This window comes from Sphingobacterium phlebotomi (assembly GCF_008180195.1).
In the GTDB taxonomy this organism is placed as follows: domain Bacteria; phylum Bacteroidota; class Bacteroidia; order Sphingobacteriales; family Sphingobacteriaceae; genus Sphingobacterium; species Sphingobacterium phlebotomi.
Genome location: NZ_VTAV01000001.1, coordinates 313,004 through 331,822 on the forward strand (window position 1 = coordinate 313,004; position 18,819 = coordinate 331,822).

The window sequence follows — 18,819 nt, forward strand, 5'->3', positions numbered from 1 at the left end:
AAATGAGAATACTATATAAAATAATCATCTTTTCATTTAGCTTTTTCGTGCTTTCTTGTAGTAAATGGGTAGAGGTTAAGCCGGTTGATCGACTGAGAGAAGATGAGCTGTTCATGAATAGTGCCGGTTTTATGATGGCATTGAATGGTGTATATGTGGAGTTGGCTCATGTGGACCTGTATGGACAAAATATGAGTGCCGGCATGATTGATGTATTTGCGCAATATTATTACCTGCAGAATAGTACACATACCTATAGAAAGTTCGCAGAGTTTGCCTACACCGAAAGCGCTGTTAAGCTGGCGGTAGACAACAGCTGGAAAAAGGCGTATGAACTGATCGCGAACTGTAATGTCATTTTGGAAAAATGTGGCGATGCGCCAAGCAATGTGTTGCCGCAGCCTTACTATGGTATTGTCAAAGGAGAGGCTCTTGCGCTTCGGGCGTTGCTTCACTTGGATATGCTCCGGCTGTTTGGTCCGATCTATAGAGAAGACAGCAATGCTTTAGCCATTCCATACGTGGATAAAACCGGGTATGATATTTCACCTTTGTTAAGCTCGGAAGAGGTGATGCAGCACATAGTAAGCGACCTAAAAACGGCATTATCGCTGCTCGAGTCGGATCCTGTACGGACGGAGGGTGTACGGCATTACAGCAATCCGAACGGAACTAACGATTTCTTTTACCGACAGTACAGGTTAAACTATTACGCTGTTAAGGCACTATTGGCGCGTAGCTTTCTTTGGGAAGGGAATCGGGTCGAAGCTTTTCGATATGCCGATGAACTCTTACGCGAAGTGCAATCGCCGGAGGAAAATATTTTTCCCTACGTTACGTTTAATGCCGCGATGGATGTTGACAAACCGGATCGGATGTTCTCGACCGAGGTGATGTTTTCCTTGTATGACATCGGTCGAAGTGAAATGTACAGAGGTTTATTCGATGTCAGTCTGCAGGCCACCGACAAATTATCATTTAGTAATCAAGACGTGAATGAAACACGCGTGAGCGATATATATGATGATAACAACGACTTCCGACGCAGAATCTGGCAAGAGGCGGCTACCGGTACCATCCGCGCAACGACTAATATGAAATACGAGGACATTATTGATGCACCTGGGCGCTACATGATTCCTTTAATCAGACTCTCCGAAGTCTTGTTGATCGCCGCTGAATGTTCGCCGGACGTCAATCAGGGAAGGGAGTACTTGAATGCTCTCCGAACAGCAAGGAATTGCGTGTCGCTGGCGGCGGATGATGCGAGAACATTGCAAGTAGAAATTGGCAGGGAGTTCAGACGTGAAATGATCGGTGAGGGACAAATGTTCTTTTTCTATAAACGCAACGGATATCAGTCCTTGCCTAGCCATTCCTCGGCAAGCATTAATCCGACCCAAACCATGGTTTTGAATAATTACAGGGTACCGCTACCGGATAGTGAGATTGCCCTTAGACAGTAATCTAAATAACAAAAACATGAAGCGCATATTTATATTTATATTTTTTGTACAGTATTGTATACTGTTCTACGGTTGTGAAAAAGAAATGATGGCTTACGAGGGCAAAGAAGGCGTCTACTTTGCCGTACGCCACAACGACAACACCACTATTCTCCCAGGATTATGGCCTTATCAACCTTATAGTAACGTACAGTTTGCCCGCATCGGTTTAGATGAAACAGCGTTTGAGGTAAACGTCGCGATTACCGGACCGGTCAAGGACTACGATCGTGTTTTTCGCTTAGTGGTCAACCCGGACTCAACGACGGCTATTGCCGGGCTGCACTATGGCGATGTTCAGGAAGAGTGGACTGTGCCCGCAGGAGCAGTATCCACGAGGGTTAAGATTCCTCTTAAACGCACGCCGGATCTCGAAGAAAATCCCGTAACGTTGGGACTGCGCCTTATCCCGACAAATGATTTCGAACTGTCTTTCCCGGAATGGGAAGCTATCCCTGAATTCACGCAGGGTCAGATTGTGCGTGAGTTTGATGCCAGTCTACACGCTTTGAGGATTGATGATATCATGGTACAGCCGACGGTATGGTCAGGGTCGTTACAGGCTGGTAATCGTGAATCAGGTCTTCTTGGTGTGTTTACCCGCCGCAAAATGGAGTTTTTAATGGAAAACCTACGGGTAAAGTATGAAGATTTTGACGATCCGGAAATCATGCCCATGGCCAGAATGATGCTTATTGCCAGTGACGGTACGACTATTTTAGTGAAGCGTTTAAACGAAGGGAAACCCGTATTGGAAGAGGATGGACGACTGATGTGGATGGGTACGGTGCCGTGGACATCCTATGTGGGCGTGCCATGGGTTCCCGGTAATGAATAATATAGTAAAGAAAAGAAAATGAAAATATATCATTATAGTATAGGATTGCTTTGCCTGCTGATCGTTTTTGCTTGTAGTAAGGATCTGGGTAATTATGATTATCACGAGATCAACGAACTAGAAATTCAGGAGGTCGAAGAGCATTATATCTTGCGGACAGGCGTTGACACACTTCGTATCACGCCTCTCCTTAACCCGACTATAGACGAATCGGATCCGTCCCGTTACCATCATCTATGGATACTGCGGTTGGGTACTTCCAATTTTGATACCATTGCCTGGGAAAAAGACCTCACGTATCCCGTGTCCTTGGCCGCGAACAGTTACAACCTTTTTTATCGTGTATTGGATAAAGAAACCGGGGTAACCTGGGTGGCCAATACAGAACTACAGGTCAGTACGGCATACTCCAAGGGTTTGCTGTTGATCGGTGAAAACGAAGCGGGATTTGCAGAGGCGGAAATGTTATCCATGTTGGGCGACACGGTACACATTACGCAAATTTTAGCGAAAACCGAGCTTCCGCCATTATCCGGTCCGATTAGTTTTTTTCATACCGGAGGTTCGGCGGCTTACAGACGTCTATGGGCAATGACAGCCTCGGGATCGTACTTTTTAGATTTGAATACGATGGCGGCAACAACGAATAATTCCCTTCAGCCGTATGTATTTATTTCGGAAGATATTGATCCGGAAACACTACACCCCGTGGTCGTGGCACCGCAGATTCGTACCGCAGCGGGAGCCATAGGCAGTGTATTATACCGTGCACTTGTTACTATAGGTGGGGATGTATTTGCCGCGGCACCTGTTTTGCTGGGAGGAGACTACTATAATAACCCTGTCAACCGCGTTGCAGCAGCTCCGGATGTACGGATACCTGCTGCTCCATATCTGTGTTACCCTATTGGGTCAATGAATAATATTATGTGGTACGATACCTTAAATGAGCGGTTTTTGAATTTTAGTGGGATCGCTATTGCGACAACATCAACAGTACTGCGTGATAATGAAGGAGATCCTTTTCCATGGAACCAACCGGCCGGCAGAACATTAGTGTATGCTGAAAACACGCGTAACACGGATGGTAACTCAACGAATGGCAATTCTTTTGCCATTATGAAAGACAGTGATCATACGTGCCATATATATAAGTTTTATGCCAACGGAACAAATCCCGCAAAACGCGCCGCGTATACCGTAAAGCCGATCGCGACAGATTTTGCACAGGCTGATTGCTACGCTTTTTCTTCGCAGCGTAGTGTAGTCTTTTATTCGGTAGGCAATACATTATATGCCTATGACTATAATCCGGGTTTTGAAAAGATCTACACCTTCCCCGAAATCGGGAATGACGAGATTACGATGCTCAAGTTTGATACCCAGATCGATCATTTGACGAATAGCCTGTATATCGCAACATACAATACCGAAAGCAAAGGTACGTTACGCCGGTTTTTACTCGGCCTGAACCCGAATGTAGTTGAACTCCAGCTGCAGGAGAATAGCACCTGGATCGATCTCCTAAAAGTAAAGAATATCAATTGGCGAGCGGTTGATTAATCCTTGTAATTTTTGAACGTTAAATAAATAAATAGATATGATATTAAAGACTATAAAGACATTGTTAATCCTCCTATTGGCTACGGTAGCATTTGGACAGGAGGGAGATTTTACCATCAACGGAAAAATAGCAAAATCCAACGATGACAAATTCATCAAACTATATTACCAGCATGATACGATAAAAGTGGTGGATAGCGTACGTGTTGAAAACGGGCGCTTTACTTTTAGAGGAAAGTTGACGGCACCTACGATCGGAAATTTGAGCTTTGATAAAGCGGATCAGGGCGATCGGATCGATCTCTTTTTATCGCAAGGAGCTATTGATGTACAGTCGAACGATTTGCTGGGTCATGCGAAAATTACGGGGACGGCGTTGACGGATGCACACGAGCGTCTAGCTATCAAAATAAGACCTGTAGAGCGGGCGTTGTTTGATCGTTTTAATAATTATCAAGCCATGCCGGAGGGAGAGGATAAGAAGGCCTATCTAGAAAAACTGATGGTTGGGCTAGATGAATATGGACGTTTAAAGCGAGAAACTATTCATCAATTTGTCGTTGAGAACCCCGATTCATATGTCGCACTTTATCATTTGGACAAAACCGCTCTAGGAAGGATCGCCAATTATGAAACGACGTATCCTTTCTATGACAAACTCAGTCAGGAGGTAAAGGGTACGCCACTGGGTAAGGAGCTTGGGGCTCGGTTGTTGGCTGCTAAAGGAGACCTGACTGGACAACAATATAAAGATTTTGTTTCGCAGACACCTGCCGGAGAGGAACTAAGTCTAAAGGAAATTATTCAGAAGAATAATTATACGTTAGTTGATTTTTGGGCGAGTTGGTGCGGCCCTTGTCGCAAAGAAAATCCATATGTCGTTAAGACTTACGAAGCGTTCAGCGACAGCGGGTTTACGGTACTAAGTGTATCGCTTGACAATGATAAGAAAAAATGGGAAGATGCTATAGAAAAAGACGGCATGCCTTGGTATCATGTGTCTAGTCTCCAGGGATGGAAGGAGCCTGCTGCACAATTGTATGGTGTCCGTGCTATTCCCCAAAATGTGCTCATCGATAAGCAAGGCAAGATAGTAGCCACTAACCTTCGCGGCGAAACGTTATTTAACAAAATTCAGGAACTCGTAAACTAAATGGAAACCCGATGCGCATTATGAAAAATTTGAAATACGTAGTACTGCTATGGCTTACCTTCGTTGCTTTTAACAATGTAATAGCACAGAAAGCATTTAAGTTAGAGGGCAACATTAAAAACCCGGCGATGGAAGGGAGTATGGTTTTATTGGCCTACCATAATGGAAAAACCCTGAAACACGATACGACACGTGTTCGTCAAGGGCATTTCGAACTTAGCGGAACTGTAGAGAAACCCGTAAAAGTACTTCTTTTTGTAAGCTATTCTAAAGAAGAGGAAGCAAAAAAAAAGAAACGAGGTGAGACCAATCACTTCTATCTTGATGCTGGCATAACCAGTGTGAAAGGAGAAAGCCTGGAAACTGCCACTATAACGGGAAGTGCTGTACAGGATGATTTCAGTCTACTTCAGAAGAGTCTTAAATCCGCCGGTTGGACAGATGAAGATCTGATGGAAGACCGCATGATCGCTAAAAGGGATAGTGTACATTTCGCTTTTTTAGCCTCCCATCCGAATTCTCAGATCTCGTTTGACTTGATGAAACAAATAGCTAGGCCTAATCTCCTCGCCCGACGTTACGAGGAGATGTCAGCAATATACAACGACTTGTCTTCTGCATGGCGTGAATCTGAGGACGGTCAACGTGTTGCACGATTGCTGCTTGGTGCAAAGAAATTAGGCATTGGAAAAGAAGCTATTGATTTCAGTATGGATGATGTTTCAGGTAATCCAGTTAGTCTGTCAGATTTCCGTGGTCAGTATGTGTTGCTCGATTTTTGGGCTTCCTGGTGTATACCTTGCCGCGCAGAGAACCCTCATTTAGTAAAGGCATATGAGAAATTTAAAGAGAAGAATTTTACGATATTAGGTGTATCGCTCGACAAAGAAAGCGGTAGACAACAGTGGATCGATGCGATTGAAAAGGATGGCCTTCCATGGATTCATGTATCCGACCTTAAAGGCTTTGATAGTACTGCAGCACGCAGCTACAATGTACTGTCTATCCCTATCAATTACCTTATCGATCCTAAGGGTAAGATTGTTGCTGTAGGTCTAAGGGGAGACCAATTAATCAAAGAATTAGAAAAAATCCTATACTAGTGGTTAACCCTTGCCGTTTTGAATAGCCTTAATGATTCCTTCTAGATTCTCATTAAATTCTAAAAGTTGGGCGAAAACCTTATCGTCCTTTCCTAGTCCGCCATGCTTATTGTTCTTGCGGAATATTTCCTTGATGTCTTCCCAACGTTTTTGTTCGTCGGGACGAATCAATCCGGCAAGCTCTTTCAGCTTCAACAGATTGCTCTCGGTATCGCTCGTCAGCGTTTGTGATTCGCTTTCGTAGTGTGCCAACAACGTTTGGTTGATTTCCTCATCGTTCATCATCGGAATGACCTGCGCAACTAATTTGCTCATGTTGCGGTAAGAGCCCTGCATCTTGAAAGGCGGCTCGGTACGGTAGCTATCCTGCATCGCGGCACTTTGGATATAGCTTTTGTTGACTTTGATGACGGTATCACGGATTTTCATCACGTGGCGTAGCACAGCGATGAAATCTTCGATTTCCTGTTTTAGATAAACCCCTTCGAGCTCCGGAATCTGCTCGGCACCAGATTGTACATAGTCGACGAGGGCATAAAAATCTGGGAAGGATTTTCCGGCAATCTTCGCCAGATAGCTATTTTCGATAGCCGCATTTTCTATCAAACTTAGGTTGAACAAATGTTCCGTATCACCAATAACATCGCCTAGGTTGTACACATCTGCCCGGTTGGCAAGCATATCGGGAATCTGGAATTTAGAACCACTTTCGGTATAAGGATTACCGGCCATAACAATGCAGAAGCGCTTGCCACGCAGATCGTAAGTTTTGCTTTCACCATCAAAAATACCGTCGATTTTACGTTGCCCGTCAGCCAATGAGATGAATTTCTGCAAAAATTCGGCACTTAAATGCTGTATGTCATCCAAGTATAACATTACGTTGTCTGCCATCTCAAAAGACAGGTTTATTTTTTTAAGTTCTTCACGCTCGCCCGATGTTTTGGCTTCTACGGGATCGATGGAGGTAATGGAATGTCCTATTGTTGGACCGTTTACTTTCACAAAATGTAAGCCCATCGTTTTGGCAAGATATTCCATTAATGTAGTCTTGCCATAGCCCGGCGGAGAAATGAGCAAAAGCATGCCCATACGTGCAGTACGTTTGTTGTCGCCTGCAGCGCCTAATTGTTTTGCCAGATTGTTGCCAATGAGTGGAAAATAGACGTCGTTAATGAGTTTGTTCCGGACGAAAGACGTCAATACTTTCGGCTCAAATTCATTTATTTTTAACTCTTTTTTATACGATTTGCTGATTTGTTCTTTCAGTTGGGAAAAAGCTACAAAACGAGGTACATCTACGGTCACAAAATCATGCATTTTTTGCATGAAAGCGTGGTAATTCAGCTGTAATGTACCATCCTCCAATAAGGTATGGTTGCCTTTCAGTTGTTCTAATGTTGTGTTATATTGTCCGAATACGAGATGATAGTCATCTTTTGGGAACAGAAGAGCTGCAGCGGTTTCTTCCATGATTGGCTGGTAGCTGTCGGCTTTTTCGGTTTGATCGACGAAAGCATGTAGCCAGTTTAGTAGGAGTAGATAACGATCGGTATCATCAAAGTGTTCATTTTGAAAATCTTGTTCAAAATCAGGATATATTTTTTTGTCTTCTAGGTAGCGGACAAATTCCTGTTGGAGATGGTCGGCTTGTTCACTTAAGGTCAGTTTGCTGTAACTGGTGAATGTCTGAAACAGATAATTCGCAACCATTTGTGGACCATAATCCGATAAGTCCAGGTATGTTTCCCACACCGAAAATTGTGCAGCAATCTCATGAATAATGGATTGGTAGCGCACGGAAGCAGGAAATGCTTTTAGTACGGATCGCCCCGATTGGATAAGGTGCTGTAACCGCTCGCGCTTGTCTTCTGACAGGCTGTGCCAAAACAGCTGCGCCATGGCGCGCAGAGGGCTCTCAAAGCGTAATAATTCGAGTTTTTCGTCTAATTGTTTGACCGCTTGGAAAATCTGCCATGCGTCGGTATTATGGACACCTTTGATATAACCTTCTGAATAATGCTGTTCAATATGGTTTGCAATATAGGCTTCGGCGTCAAATTGTCTGATAGTTTGTGAAACTAAGAAGGCTTGGTACGCCAGATACTCGCCACGATAAACCTCTTTGTTTTCCGATAGTAGTTCCTGTTCCCAAATGTTGTGGTATTGTAGCAGTTCATCATTTTTGACCTTTTGATAGAAGCTGGTACCTGTCAGGTGGAAGTAGAGCTCTTCGTTGCGACGAACAAGCGTGAGGCTGAGCGATTGCTTATTAACCGTAAATTTGTGTGCGCCGAGTGCAATGATATTGTCACCGTCAACATACAGTTCTGTTTTGTCCCGCAATGTCCGCAGGGCATCTTCCTGCGATTTTTTTAACAGGTTTTCTAGGTTTTCGGCTTTAGAAATATCGTTTAGACTTTTTAGCTTTGCAACAAGCTGCCGTACCTTGTCTATCATGAGATCAGCGGCATAAAAGCTCTGTATTTCTGCCCGGTTTTGGAAGGTAGCCGATTTGTTTTCGATGTTTTTCAATACGCGTAGGCCGATCTGTACTAAAGAACCGGTTCGTTTATTGATCTGCTCCACCAGTTGCTCGCGCCGGATGTTGAAGGCCTTGATGACGTCATCCCGTTTATCAGCTATTTTTAAGGCAAAATCATCAAAATCAGCAAATTTACTTTCCAGTTCCTCCAACTGGACCAGTATTTTGCTGTAGTATTCCTCCACCTTATCGGTGGAAGTAGACAATTCCAAATAATTCGTGACCGATTGCTCCAACAGGGTCATTTGCGCCGAAAATTCGGCAATAGCTTCTTTGCCCTGCAACGATTTGAGTTTGCGGGTCAGCTGTGCGCGCACTTCGTTTAAGGAAGCGAAGATAACCGATATTTTTTCTACTATTTGGGTGGTTTGTGTCGCGTCTTCGATCTTCAAGCTGTGCAGCATATCGATCAAAAGCTCCAGTTCGTTGGCAATAGCCAGATTACCGTCTTCAATCGCTTTCGCATCAAACGCTTTTTCTATAGCCGCTACCTGTTGTTTTTGTTCCTCTACGCGTTGCTCGTATGAGCTGAGCGCTTCCACTCGCAATAGGAAAGTGACCGTATGTTGGGAGCGTTCGTCGGTTATTTGGTGTAGTGTTTTCTGTAATTCTTCAACGTGATCCAGCGCAACGTATTTGACATTTTTAAGTTCAATAGCTTCGCCGAGTAAACGTCTTGCATCGGCCAATTGATGAACCAGTTGGTCCAGTTGTTCTATCACCGTACTATTGATGCCAAACTGTAACTGTTCGAGTTTTTCTTTCAGTGCCTGTATCTGTTCTTCAGCATGTTTGCGCTGTGCCTGTACTTTCACGAATTCATCAATTGCGGAATTGGCAATTTCCTGTATCTGTGTTAGCGGTGTGCCAAGGCTGGACAAGGCGTCGTCTTGGATCCAAAAATAAGCGTCCAGCAGGTTGCCGGATTTTTTGAGGATATCCTCGTATAGCCCCTCGTAGCTGTCTTCTTTATGGACTAACTGGATGACTTCCTGCGCCTCCGCCATCGCCTGCACAATCTGTTTATTGCCCACCTTATATAATGGATGATTCTTTTTTGCTTCATTTTCCTGAAGTATTTCCATATAAGGTGTTTCCCATATTTGCACCTGATGGTGGCGTGTGGCCTCGGCTTCTGTTCGGAAATAAATGAGGCTCCCATCGTTGAAAATCGTAAATCCATTGCAGATAATAGGTGTTTCAACGGCCTGCTGGATGATGTTGTACGATAGCAGTATGTAGGTGTTCGTTTCTTTCTGGGTGAAGACATATAGGAAGTCTTCACCGTTTGGCGAAGCAATTTTCCGTAGAAAAGACATGTTGTCTGCGTTGCCCTCAAAGATTTTGTGGGTTCCGTTTTGCAGGTAATATCCGTTGGAGAAAATTAGGCCTTGGTTATCGGGCAATAGGATGGCGGATTCGTTCAGCGATTTGAGGTTGACAACCTCCTTTGTGCGCTGGTTGAACACGTAAGCTCGGAAATCTTCTTGATAAGGCTTTACCCGTATGGCAATGAGATTGCCTAGATCCGCATAATAGTACTCCGCATCATCGAGTTGCTGGTCGAGATTCGTCACTTTTTCGGCGTAAATTCCCTTTCCACTGTCGGTATTGTCTTCAATTTTGAATGTAATATCACCGTGCAGGGCTTCGATAAATACCTTGTCCAAAATGGAAATATGCGGAAATTTTCCTAAACGACGATCTTCCAGTGTGGTTTTGATCCAGTCAAACTCAAACTGATCAGGCAGCCGTACTTCATGTATACTTCTGTCGTCTTGATAATGGAGTTTACCATCTTTGATCAGCCACTTGAATGCTTTCAGGTCAGAAGCTTTCTTGCTGGTTTGGAAAATCATGTAGAGGTAGTTCTCCGTACGGCGGAATCGCGCGAAGATCGCATCCCGATAGTACTTATATAGATTTTGATAATCGACGACGAAGTTGGGGTCGTTGATCAAATCTAATGGCTGTGGGATGAACTGATTGTTTTCAAAAAGGTAGATGCTGAAAACATCTTCCAGCTTGATTTCTGTGCGTAAACCGAAATGTACGTTGTAGCCGAAAATACATACCTCGTCAATGGCGACAATGCCGCGTGCAACACAGGTGTTGTCTGTCGTGATCCGTTGGTTGGCTTTCAATGTAAAGGATGTGGCACTAAATACCTCCCGACGGGCGTCATTCAGTACCTGCAACCTTTTGATAAGATCTTCCTTTTGTGTTCGCAGACGCTTTTGGATGATTTCATACGCGCCTTGGTCAAGGCTGTTTTGTTGTTCCTGCATAAAACTAACCGTTCAGTTTCTTGTTCGATACGCCTAAGTTTTTCGCCAATCCGAACAGCGAATTGATAAAGCCTGTGTCTTCTTCTTCACCTTCGGCCTTAGCTGCTTGTTGTAATTTAATCAACGCGGCGGATACCGTCAGATTTTTGATGTCGTTGGAAGAGACACCATATTTGTCAGCGAGTCCACGGATTTTCTCCGCCAAATCACCGTTGCCATTGACGCCTATCAATGCATCTTTAATATCTGTAGCATGTTTTGAGTTGTTAATCAAATGGTCAAATCCTTTGGCGTTGGACACTTGGCGAACAATGTTTTCGAAGAACATCGTTTCACCACCGACGATGTCAATTTTGGCTGACTTCAAGGCTTCGGACAGTACACCTGCTTGTGCTGCGGCAATATCTTTTTGGATGTTGATATGCGCCAATTCTACGTCACGCTCTTTTTGCAATTGCAATTTGAACTCTTCGTGCTCTTTGCCGACACCGTCCAATTGTTTCATTGCAGCTGCTTTCTCTTCGATACCTTTTGCTTCCGCCAATGCTTTTTCGCGAACGACCTCGGCTTGTGCCAATCCTTCTTTACGTAAAGCTTCTGCTTTTTTCTCAATAACAACAGCTTCTTTGGTGCCTTGGATTTCTTCTGCCTCGGCTTTTGCTACCATGACTTCCGCTTCGGAAAGACCAAGTGCAGCTTCTTCTTTTGCTTGTGCTTCGGCTATAATTTTGCGGGCTTCAGCTTCTTTTGCAGAAGCTTCTTTTTTCGCTTCGGCTTCGATGAGCAATTCTTGTGCTTTTTTCTCGGCGATTTTACGGGCGGCTTCGGCATCGATTACTTTCTTCTCCGCTTCTTGCTCTGCAGCAATCTTAGCCGCTTCCGCTGCTTTTACGATAGCGATTAAGCGCTCTTCGGCTTCCTGCGAAGCCGCAATGACACCGGCCTGTTTCTTACGTTCCACATCGCGGAAGACCTCGAGGTCTTTAACCGCTTGTTGCTCTTCAATAACTCCTTTTTCAAGCTGTACGCGCTCTTTGATAACGCTTTGGATACTTTTTTGCTCTGTTTCAATCGAGCGCTGTTTGTCGATTTGTGCTAAGGTCACAATACGCTCGCGCTCGGTTGCTTCCAGTGCACGGTCTTTTTCCACCCGTTCGGTTTCGACCGCATCGGTACGGAGTTTGTTTTTCTCCGCAATGATGATCTGTCGAAGCTTGTTCTCTTCCTGAATGGCCAGTTGCTCCTCGGTAGCGATACGCACTGTTTCAGATTTCAAACGTTCTTCTTCACGCACTTTTGCGATTTCAGCTTCTTCGCGGGCTTTGATGTTATCGACCTCCCTGCGCTGTTTTTCTTCTTTTTCAGCCAGTTGTCGTTCGAGTTCCAGGATAGCTTCGCGGGCTTCTACATCTTGCTTCTTAATAACTTTCTCTTCCTCTCGACGAATCAGGTTGGCGTTCATGTTCTGTAGAGCCGTTAGCTCCGTGATTTTTTTGATACCTTCCGAATCCAAAATGTTGTCCGGACTTAGGAATTTCAGCTCGGTCTGTTCCAGATAGTCGATGGCGCAGTCATCCAAGATGTAACCGTTGAGGTCCGTACCAATAATGTTCAGGATTTCCTCCCTAAATTCTCGTCTAGCCTCGTAGAGTTCGATGAAATCGAACTTCTTACCTACCGTTTTTAGGGCTTCTGAAAACTTGGATTCGAAGATGTTTTTTAAGGTTTCGGGATCACTCGCACGGTCGCAACCGAGGTTTTGGGCTACGTTAATGACGTCGTCGACGGATTTATTCACCCGAACGAAGAACGCGACTTTAATGTCTGCACGAATATTATCCTTACAGATTAATCCGTCGTGCTGCATTCTTGCAATTTCGATTTTCTTTACCGAAATATCCATGATTTCCATCCGGTGGAATACCGGAACGACATACATTCCCTTATTGAAAGCGACCTTCGTGCCACCCACGCCGGTACGTACAATGGCTTTTCCTTGTGGAATCTTTTTGTAGAACATGCTGAGCACGACAAAAAAAGCAAGGATAAAGAAAACAACGGCACCTACGGCAATTAAAATGACACCAGTCAGCCCGTCTACAAATAATAATGTGTTGCTTGTCATTGGTTTATATAATTATAATGAAATATTCTCGAGTGTAATCTCTTTTTTTACATAATAGAATTTTTTGTCGACTCCTTCGTCCACGACAGTCGCCTGTTCACCATACGTAATCTTTTCCCCATGCTGACTTTTTACGTTAAGTTGAATGATGTCGCTTCCAATAACGATTTCCAGCCAACCCAAACGTTCACCTTCGATGGTAGAGCGCATTTTGCCTGAGCGTCCTAAAAAGTCGTGTGCCTCTTCTCCTGTGTAACCGACTTTTTTGTACAATTTTACCAAAGGAATGGTAACGTAGTGCATCAAGAAGAAAGTGAGTAACAGGACGGGAATAAGCACTAAAACGGATTTCCAGCCAAATTGTGTGAGATTGAACAGGAGTGATGATGCAATCGTGATGATCCAGCTGATGAATTTAAATAACGTGACGATGACCATAAATGGCGCTTTACCCACGTTGATAAAAGCCATCGTTTTTGTTAAAAAGGAAGGTTCAGCGTCTGTTTCTATGTCCGCATCGTCTGGTATATCGACTTCGTGGACATCAGCACCTTCAAACGCGACATCAGCCTCACCAAAGTCGAATCCGTCTCCCAGTAACATCGTGAAGAGCCAATAGAGCAGGGAAATACCTGTCAATACGGTCATGATGGCGTTAGGAAGTGGATGGAATAGAAGGTTTAAAATATCAGTCATGTTTCCATTTTGCTTTATGTTTTAAAGGATAATTTTTTCTTAGCACCAAGTAATAAATCATCGATCCGATGAGTGGTGCTAGTACAATTAACAGAATCAGTAATATTCTATCTGTTGTTTTATTGCCGAACTCTCTTTTGAATAAATCAACCAATGCAATGATTGCAAATATCAAAGGAGCTATCCCAGCAATAGCAAAAACGAGCAAGAAAATGGCTTCTTGTGTGCCTATGTTTATAAATAATAAGGTGTCCATGTTGTTATTGTTTTTTTAGCTCTTGTTTCAAGTTCTCCAGTTCTTCTTCTACTGATTTTTTCTTGTTTTTTATGGTGTTTACTTCATTAAAGGCTGTTTCCTCTGCAATTTCGGCATATGCTTGGGCCAGGTCCTCACTGTCTTTAGCCTTAAGCTTCATGCGTTCGAGCATATCAATCGTTCCATGGGTGTCCATGGTGGCGATATGGCGGTTCGCGAGTTCGGAAGCACGGGTTACTTTTTGCTTTGCCTTTAAAATTGTTAATTCTTTTTCCCATCTGGAAATGTTATAGCGCAAAACTTCCATTTGTTGGGCAATTTTTTCCAAGGCTTGCCCCTGACTTTCGATTTGATCTTGTAATGTGTCCAGCTCTGCCACCAAATCTTGCTTGTTTAACAAAGCTTCTTTAGCCAGTCGGTTGGCCACATCAGTTCCCAATTTACCCGCATGGTATTTCAGCAATATCGTCTTGGCTTTCTCTTCCATCTGTTCGGCACGTTCACGATTTTGTTCCGCTTTGTTTTCCAAACGTATTTTAGATGCCTTAGCCTGTGCCAGCTTTTCTATAACCTCAGCAAGTTCTTCCTTCAAGTCCCGAATACCTTGTTCAATCATGTGGATGGGATCTTCCATCCTATCCACCAACGCGTGGATTTCCGATTGCCCTATCTTTAAAAGTCTTTTGAAAATGTTCATCATATTACTTGTTCGTTTGATTCTTTGAAAATGCTATCAATTGTTCATAATACTCGCTGAGTAACAAAGACAGCGAATTGATTGCTGCGTCAAATTCATTCTGATCAATGTTGTGCGCCTGCAACGTGTAGCGGAATATCACTTTTTTGCCATCTTCTGTAAGGGCAAATCCGCCATGTATAATATCCCTGTTTTTCATGAGCAATGCTTTGAAAGTCGCCAGATTGTCCGACTGCAATGTGAACAGGTACTGCTCGAAAATAATCACTGGTGGCGCGACGCCGATGATCAGATTATGGATGCCATCCGTCTCACTTTCGACAATGAAAAACCCTTCTTGCTCACTGTTTTTACAAATAGTGAATCCGATATCTTCTATATATTTTTTAATTTTCCGAAACAGCATAGCCGATTAAATTGTATATTTGCTCATAAACTTTGCATAAATATAATAAATGCAAAAATATTTTGCAAAAAAAAATAAAAAAAAGTTAAATGAGTCAGATTGGAAGTAACATAAAAAAGCTTAGGAAAGTGAAGGGGTTAAGTCAGCAAGCTTTTGCAGACTTGTTTGGTCTGACACGTGGGAATATCTCTTCGTATGAAGAGCGGAGAGCCGAACCAAAAATTGAGATTATTTTACAGATTGCAAAATATTTTGGCATACCCGTGGCGGAATTGCTGCAAAAGCAGCTTACTGTAAATGAAATTTTGAACTTCGAGGACTATTTTGAAGACAGTACGCTGCCGGTGGCAGCTAAAAATATGAGTGCTGTACCCTTTATAGGTCGGGAAAGTTTTCTGCATGCCGATCAAAAAATAGACGTGGCTACTTTGCCGCAGATCTATTTTCCAATATATCATAAACAAAAGTTCCTCGCGGTGGAGAACTGCTCTTTTATTCCCAAGCCACTCGTATTTCCATTTGAAGAGAATGCCATTCTGTTTTTTGAACCGGTAGAAATCGCAATTCTGCACACACTTGATCAGCATTATGGCGTTTATTGGGGTGCTGATGAACTCTTTTTTGGCCAATATCAAACCAATAGTAACGAGATTGAACTGATATTAAACGACTGGATGAAAACGATATTCACCGAGGAAAAGAAATCTTATTTCTGGAAGCTTTACGGTAAGTTTGAGCGGGTTGTTTAGTTTGTTACGAAAAGTCATCTCTTCATTTCTTCCTTCAAAAACCTAGCCGTTTCATTGCCTTTCTGTTTGATAAGGTCCTCCGGTAATCCGGCAAACATCAATTGCCCGCCACCTTTTCCACCCTCTGGCCCCATATCAATAACCCAGTCCGCGGTTTTCACAACATCCAGATTGTGCTCGATAATCAATACGGTGTTTCCACGATCTACTAATCGGTTGATGACACCTAATAAAACATTGACATCTTCAAAGTGTAGTCCGGTAGTCGGCTCATCTAAGATATAGAACGTATTGCCCGTATCTTTTTTAGATAATTCGGTAGCAAGCTTCACGCGTTGTGCCTCTCCTCCGGAAAGGGTGGTAGACGATTGCCCTAATGTAATGTAGCCTAGGCCTACATCCTGTAAGGTTTTAATCTTTCGATAAATGGAAGGAATATTTTCAAAGAAATCCACTGCTTCATCAATACTCATGTCCAGCACATCGGAAATAGATTTTCCACGGTAGCGAACCTCTAATGTTTCGCGGTTATAGCGCTTTCCATGACACGTTTCGCATGGAACTTGTACGTCGGGTAAGAAGTTCATTTCGATGATTTTCATGCCTGCGCCTTGACAGGTTTCGCAGCGACCTCCCTTGACGTTAAAAGAAAAACGACCAGGCTTGTAGCCTCGTATTTTTGCTTCCGGCAATTGCACGAACAAGGTACGAATATCCGAAAAAACACCGGTATAAGTCGACGGGTTGGAACGTGGTGTGCGCCCTATCGGGCTTTGGTTGATTTCGATGACTTTGTCAATATGTTCAAGTCCTTCTATTTTTTTATAGGGTAGCGGCGTGCTTTTCGCACGGAAAAAATGTTTGTTTAAAATAGGATAGAGTGTTCCTGTAATAAGGCTGGATTTTCCCGAACCGGATACACCTGTCACTAAAATTAATTTTCCTAAAGGAAATTCTACATGGATATTCTTCAAATTATTTCCAGAAGCGCCTTTTAACGATAATACATTGCCGTTGCCTTTACGTCGCTTAGTTGGGATAGCAACTTCTTTCTGTCCGTTGAGATAACTGGCTGTCAATGTATCAGCTCTCATAATTTCTTCCGGTGTTCCCTGTGTTACTACACTTCCGCCATGTATACCTGCTTCTGGTCCCATATCAATGACGTAATCAGCTTGTAGAATCATGTCTTTATCATGCTCCACCACCAATACCGAATTCCCGATATCACGTAGATTTTTCAGCGAATTAATCAACCGTTCATTATCCCGTTGATGTAATCCGATGCTCGGTTCATCCAGGATATATAACACATTCACGAGTTGGGAGCCTATTTGTGTCGCCAATCGTATACGCTGGGCTTCGCCTCCAGAAAGTGTTTTGGAAGAGCGGTCCAAGGTGAGGTAGCTTAATCCTACATCCAACAGGAAGCCTATCCTGGCACGAATTTCCTTCAGGATTTCGGCAGCAATGGTATTCTGGCGCTCGTTGAGACGGTTTTCTATGCCTTCAAACCAATCGTACAACGCGGAGATATCCATGCTGGCCAACTCGTGAATATTCTTTTGATCTATTTTAAAATGTAAAGATTCTTTTTTCAGTCGTGCACCTTGGCATGTGGGACACATGACTTTCGTCCGGAAATCCTCTAAGATAGGCGCGTCGTCTGAACCCCGGCCATTTATTTCTTCTAACATATCGAAGATCCCCGTGAACTGTATTTTGTATTCGCGTGCACCATAACTTCCGTAAGAAACGGTAAGACTTAAAGGCTCTTCACCTCCAAAAAGAAGGGTGTCCAGTTGCTCGCTGCTTAACTTTTCAATAGGACTGGTCAAGGAAAAGTCCAGTTTTTTGGCTACTGCTTTCACGACTTGGAATGTCCATGAGTCACGCGATGGGCCTAAAGGTAGGATAGCACCCTTTTGTATGCTCCCTTTTTTATCTGGAATAACAATGTCTTTGTCGATTTCGAATATATAACCGAGTCCATCACATTTTGGACAGGCACCATACGGCGAGTTGAAAGAAAAAGTATTCGGTTGCGGTTCGTCGTAGGATATGCCCGACTCCGCATCCATGAGATAGCGGCTGAAGAAATGTTCCCGTCCGTCCTTGTTCGCGATTTTGATAATGCCTTTCGCTACTTTCATGGCTTGCATAACAGATGTATATAGCCGCTTTTTGTCTCCTTCGCTTGCGTATAGACGGTCTACAACTGTTTCAATATCGTGGATCTTATAGCGATCGACCTGCATTTTAGGAACAAGTTCCAGAATTTCGCCATCTACACGTACCTTCGTATAGCCTTGTTTACGAATCTGTTCAAAAAGCTCGCGATAATGACCTTTACGGCCTTTCACAACAGGTGCTAGAATATAGATAGGCTCATCGCCGAATTCTACTAATATTCTGTCCACAATCTGCTCTTCCGACATACGTTGCATGAGTTTGCCCGTTACGTAAGAATAAGCCTCGCTTGCTCTTGCATACAGCAATCGCAGGAAATCGTATATTTCGGTGATTGTTCCAACGGTCGAGCGTGGGTTCTTGTTTGTCGTTTTTTGTTCGATGGATATCACAGGGCTTAATCCCGATATTTTGTCGACGTCGGGGCGTTCCATTCCGCCTAAAAACTGTCGGCTGTAAGCAGAAAAAGTTTCCATATAACGACGTTGTCCTTCTGCGTAGATCGTGTCGAAGGCCAGAGAAGATTTGCCACTACCGCTAAGCCCGGTAATCACGACTAATTCATTGCGAGGAAAACTGACGTCGATATTTTTGAGGTTGTGTACACGTGCGCCAAATACCTCAATTTCACGATGTTCACTTAAATCTATATGATTGTGCTGCTTGATAGAGCTCATACTGTAATGTTCTGAATTTTGCAAGGTA

13 protein-coding genes are annotated in these 18,819 nt (G+C 43.5%); 6 read left to right on the forward strand and 7 right to left on the reverse strand.

Annotated features, from left to right (window positions below):
* Positions 1–2 precede the first annotated feature (2 nt).
* The 5 genes from FXV77_RS01155 to FXV77_RS01175 are packed head-to-tail and all read left to right on the forward strand — an operon-like array spanning position 3 to position 6,162.
* Positions 3–1,466, forward strand: coding sequence for a RagB/SusD family nutrient uptake outer membrane protein (locus tag FXV77_RS01155; protein ID WP_148917387.1), 1,464 nt, complete (start codon positions 3–5; stop codon positions 1,464–1,466).
* Between the two features lie 16 nt (positions 1,467–1,482).
* Positions 1,483–2,343, forward strand: coding sequence for a DUF4843 domain-containing protein (locus FXV77_RS01160; protein ID WP_148917388.1), 861 nt, complete (start codon positions 1,483–1,485; stop codon positions 2,341–2,343).
* A gap of 18 nt (positions 2,344–2,361) precedes the next feature.
* Complete coding sequence (locus FXV77_RS01165; protein WP_148917389.1) at positions 2,362–3,906, forward strand: PKD-like family lipoprotein; 1,545 nt, start codon at positions 2,362–2,364, stop codon at positions 3,904–3,906.
* A 37-nt stretch (positions 3,907–3,943) separates the two neighbouring features.
* Positions 3,944–5,059, forward strand: a complete 1,116-nt coding sequence (locus FXV77_RS01170) for a TlpA disulfide reductase family protein (RefSeq protein ID WP_148917390.1) — start codon at positions 3,944–3,946, stop codon at positions 5,057–5,059.
* Positions 5,060–5,079: 20 nt separating this feature from the next.
* The gene (locus tag FXV77_RS01175; protein WP_187443968.1) at positions 5,080–6,162 is read left to right on the forward strand and encodes a TlpA disulfide reductase family protein; all 1,083 of its coding nucleotides are present in this window, start codon (positions 5,080–5,082) and stop codon (positions 6,160–6,162) included.
* 3 nt (positions 6,163–6,165) lie between these two features.
* Here FXV77_RS01175 and FXV77_RS01180 read toward each other — a convergent pair whose 3' ends face one another.
* Genes FXV77_RS01180 through FXV77_RS01205 form a run of 6 tightly spaced genes read right to left on the reverse strand, consistent with a single transcriptional unit; the run spans position 6,166 to position 15,175 of the window.
* The gene (locus FXV77_RS01180; RefSeq protein WP_148917392.1) at positions 6,166–10,995 is read right to left on the reverse strand and encodes a DNA repair ATPase; all 4,830 of its coding nucleotides are present in this window, start codon (positions 10,993–10,995) and stop codon (positions 6,166–6,168) included.
* Between the two features lie 4 nt (positions 10,996–10,999).
* Positions 11,000–13,120, reverse strand: a complete 2,121-nt coding sequence (locus tag FXV77_RS01185; RefSeq protein ID WP_148917393.1) for an SPFH domain-containing protein — start codon at positions 13,118–13,120, stop codon at positions 11,000–11,002.
* Positions 13,121–13,132: 12 nt separating this feature from the next.
* Positions 13,133–13,816: a DUF1449 family protein gene (locus FXV77_RS01190; RefSeq protein WP_148917394.1), complete on the reverse strand. Its 684-nt coding sequence runs from the start codon at positions 13,814–13,816 to the stop codon at positions 13,133–13,135.
* Positions 13,809–14,072: a PLDc N-terminal domain-containing protein gene (locus FXV77_RS01195; protein ID WP_148917395.1), complete on the reverse strand. Its 264-nt coding sequence runs from the start codon at positions 14,070–14,072 to the stop codon at positions 13,809–13,811. Before FXV77_RS01195 ends, FXV77_RS01190 begins: the two co-directional genes overlap by 8 nt.
* Before the next feature lie 4 nt (positions 14,073–14,076).
* The gene (locus FXV77_RS01200) at positions 14,077–14,772 is read right to left on the reverse strand and encodes a PspA/IM30 family protein (protein WP_148917396.1); all 696 of its coding nucleotides are present in this window, start codon (positions 14,770–14,772) and stop codon (positions 14,077–14,079) included.
* A gap of 1 nt (position 14,773) precedes the next feature.
* Positions 14,774–15,175: a type III secretion system chaperone family protein gene (locus FXV77_RS01205; RefSeq protein ID WP_148917397.1), complete on the reverse strand. Its 402-nt coding sequence runs from the start codon at positions 15,173–15,175 to the stop codon at positions 14,774–14,776.
* A gap of 89 nt (positions 15,176–15,264) precedes the next feature.
* Here FXV77_RS01205 and FXV77_RS01210 point away from each other — a divergent pair, with 89 nt between their 5' ends.
* Positions 15,265–15,924 carry a helix-turn-helix domain-containing protein gene (locus FXV77_RS01210; RefSeq protein WP_148917398.1) on the forward strand — a complete coding sequence of 220 codons (660 nt, stop codon included), beginning with the start codon at positions 15,265–15,267 and terminating at the stop codon, positions 15,922–15,924.
* A 14-nt stretch (positions 15,925–15,938) separates the two neighbouring features.
* On the opposite strand, the gene uvrA is transcribed toward FXV77_RS01210, so the two are convergent.
* Entirely contained in the window at positions 15,939–18,791 is a 2,853-nt protein-coding gene (gene uvrA, locus FXV77_RS01215) for an excinuclease ABC subunit UvrA (RefSeq protein WP_148917399.1), read from the reverse strand.
* Positions 18,792–18,819: the final 28 nt, after the last annotated feature.

What these genes read in the sequence shown, in the direction of transcription:
- FXV77_RS01155 (WP_148917387.1), top strand. Translation starts at nt 3, where the DNA reads ATGAGAATACTATATAAAATAATCATCTTTTCATTTAGCTTTTTCGTG.
- FXV77_RS01160 (WP_148917388.1), top strand. Translation starts at nt 1,483, where the DNA reads ATGAAGCGCATATTTATATTTATATTTTTTGTACAGTATTGTATACTG.
- FXV77_RS01165 (WP_148917389.1), top strand. Translation starts at nt 2,362, where the DNA reads ATGAAAATATATCATTATAGTATAGGATTGCTTTGCCTGCTGATCGTT.
- FXV77_RS01170 (WP_148917390.1), top strand. Translation starts at nt 3,944, where the DNA reads ATGATATTAAAGACTATAAAGACATTGTTAATCCTCCTATTGGCTACG.
- FXV77_RS01175 (WP_187443968.1), top strand. Translation starts at nt 5,080, where the DNA reads ATGAAAAATTTGAAATACGTAGTACTGCTATGGCTTACCTTCGTTGCT.
- FXV77_RS01180 (WP_148917392.1), bottom strand. Translation starts at nt 10,995, where the DNA reads ATGCAGGAACAACAAAACAGCCTTGACCAAGGCGCGTATGAAATCATC.
- FXV77_RS01185 (WP_148917393.1), bottom strand. Translation starts at nt 13,120, where the DNA reads ATGACAAGCAACACATTATTATTTGTAGACGGGCTGACTGGTGTCATT.
- FXV77_RS01190 (WP_148917394.1), bottom strand. Translation starts at nt 13,816, where the DNA reads ATGACTGATATTTTAAACCTTCTATTCCATCCACTTCCTAACGCCATC.
- FXV77_RS01195 (WP_148917395.1), bottom strand. Translation starts at nt 14,072, where the DNA reads ATGGACACCTTATTATTTATAAACATAGGCACACAAGAAGCCATTTTC.
- FXV77_RS01200 (WP_148917396.1), bottom strand. Translation starts at nt 14,772, where the DNA reads ATGATGAACATTTTCAAAAGACTTTTAAAGATAGGGCAATCGGAAATC.
- FXV77_RS01205 (WP_148917397.1), bottom strand. Translation starts at nt 15,175, where the DNA reads ATGCTGTTTCGGAAAATTAAAAAATATATAGAAGATATCGGATTCACT.
- FXV77_RS01210 (WP_148917398.1), top strand. Translation starts at nt 15,265, where the DNA reads ATGAGTCAGATTGGAAGTAACATAAAAAAGCTTAGGAAAGTGAAGGGG.
- uvrA (WP_148917399.1), bottom strand. Translation starts at nt 18,791, where the DNA reads ATGAGCTCTATCAAGCAGCACAATCATATAGATTTAAGTGAACATCGT.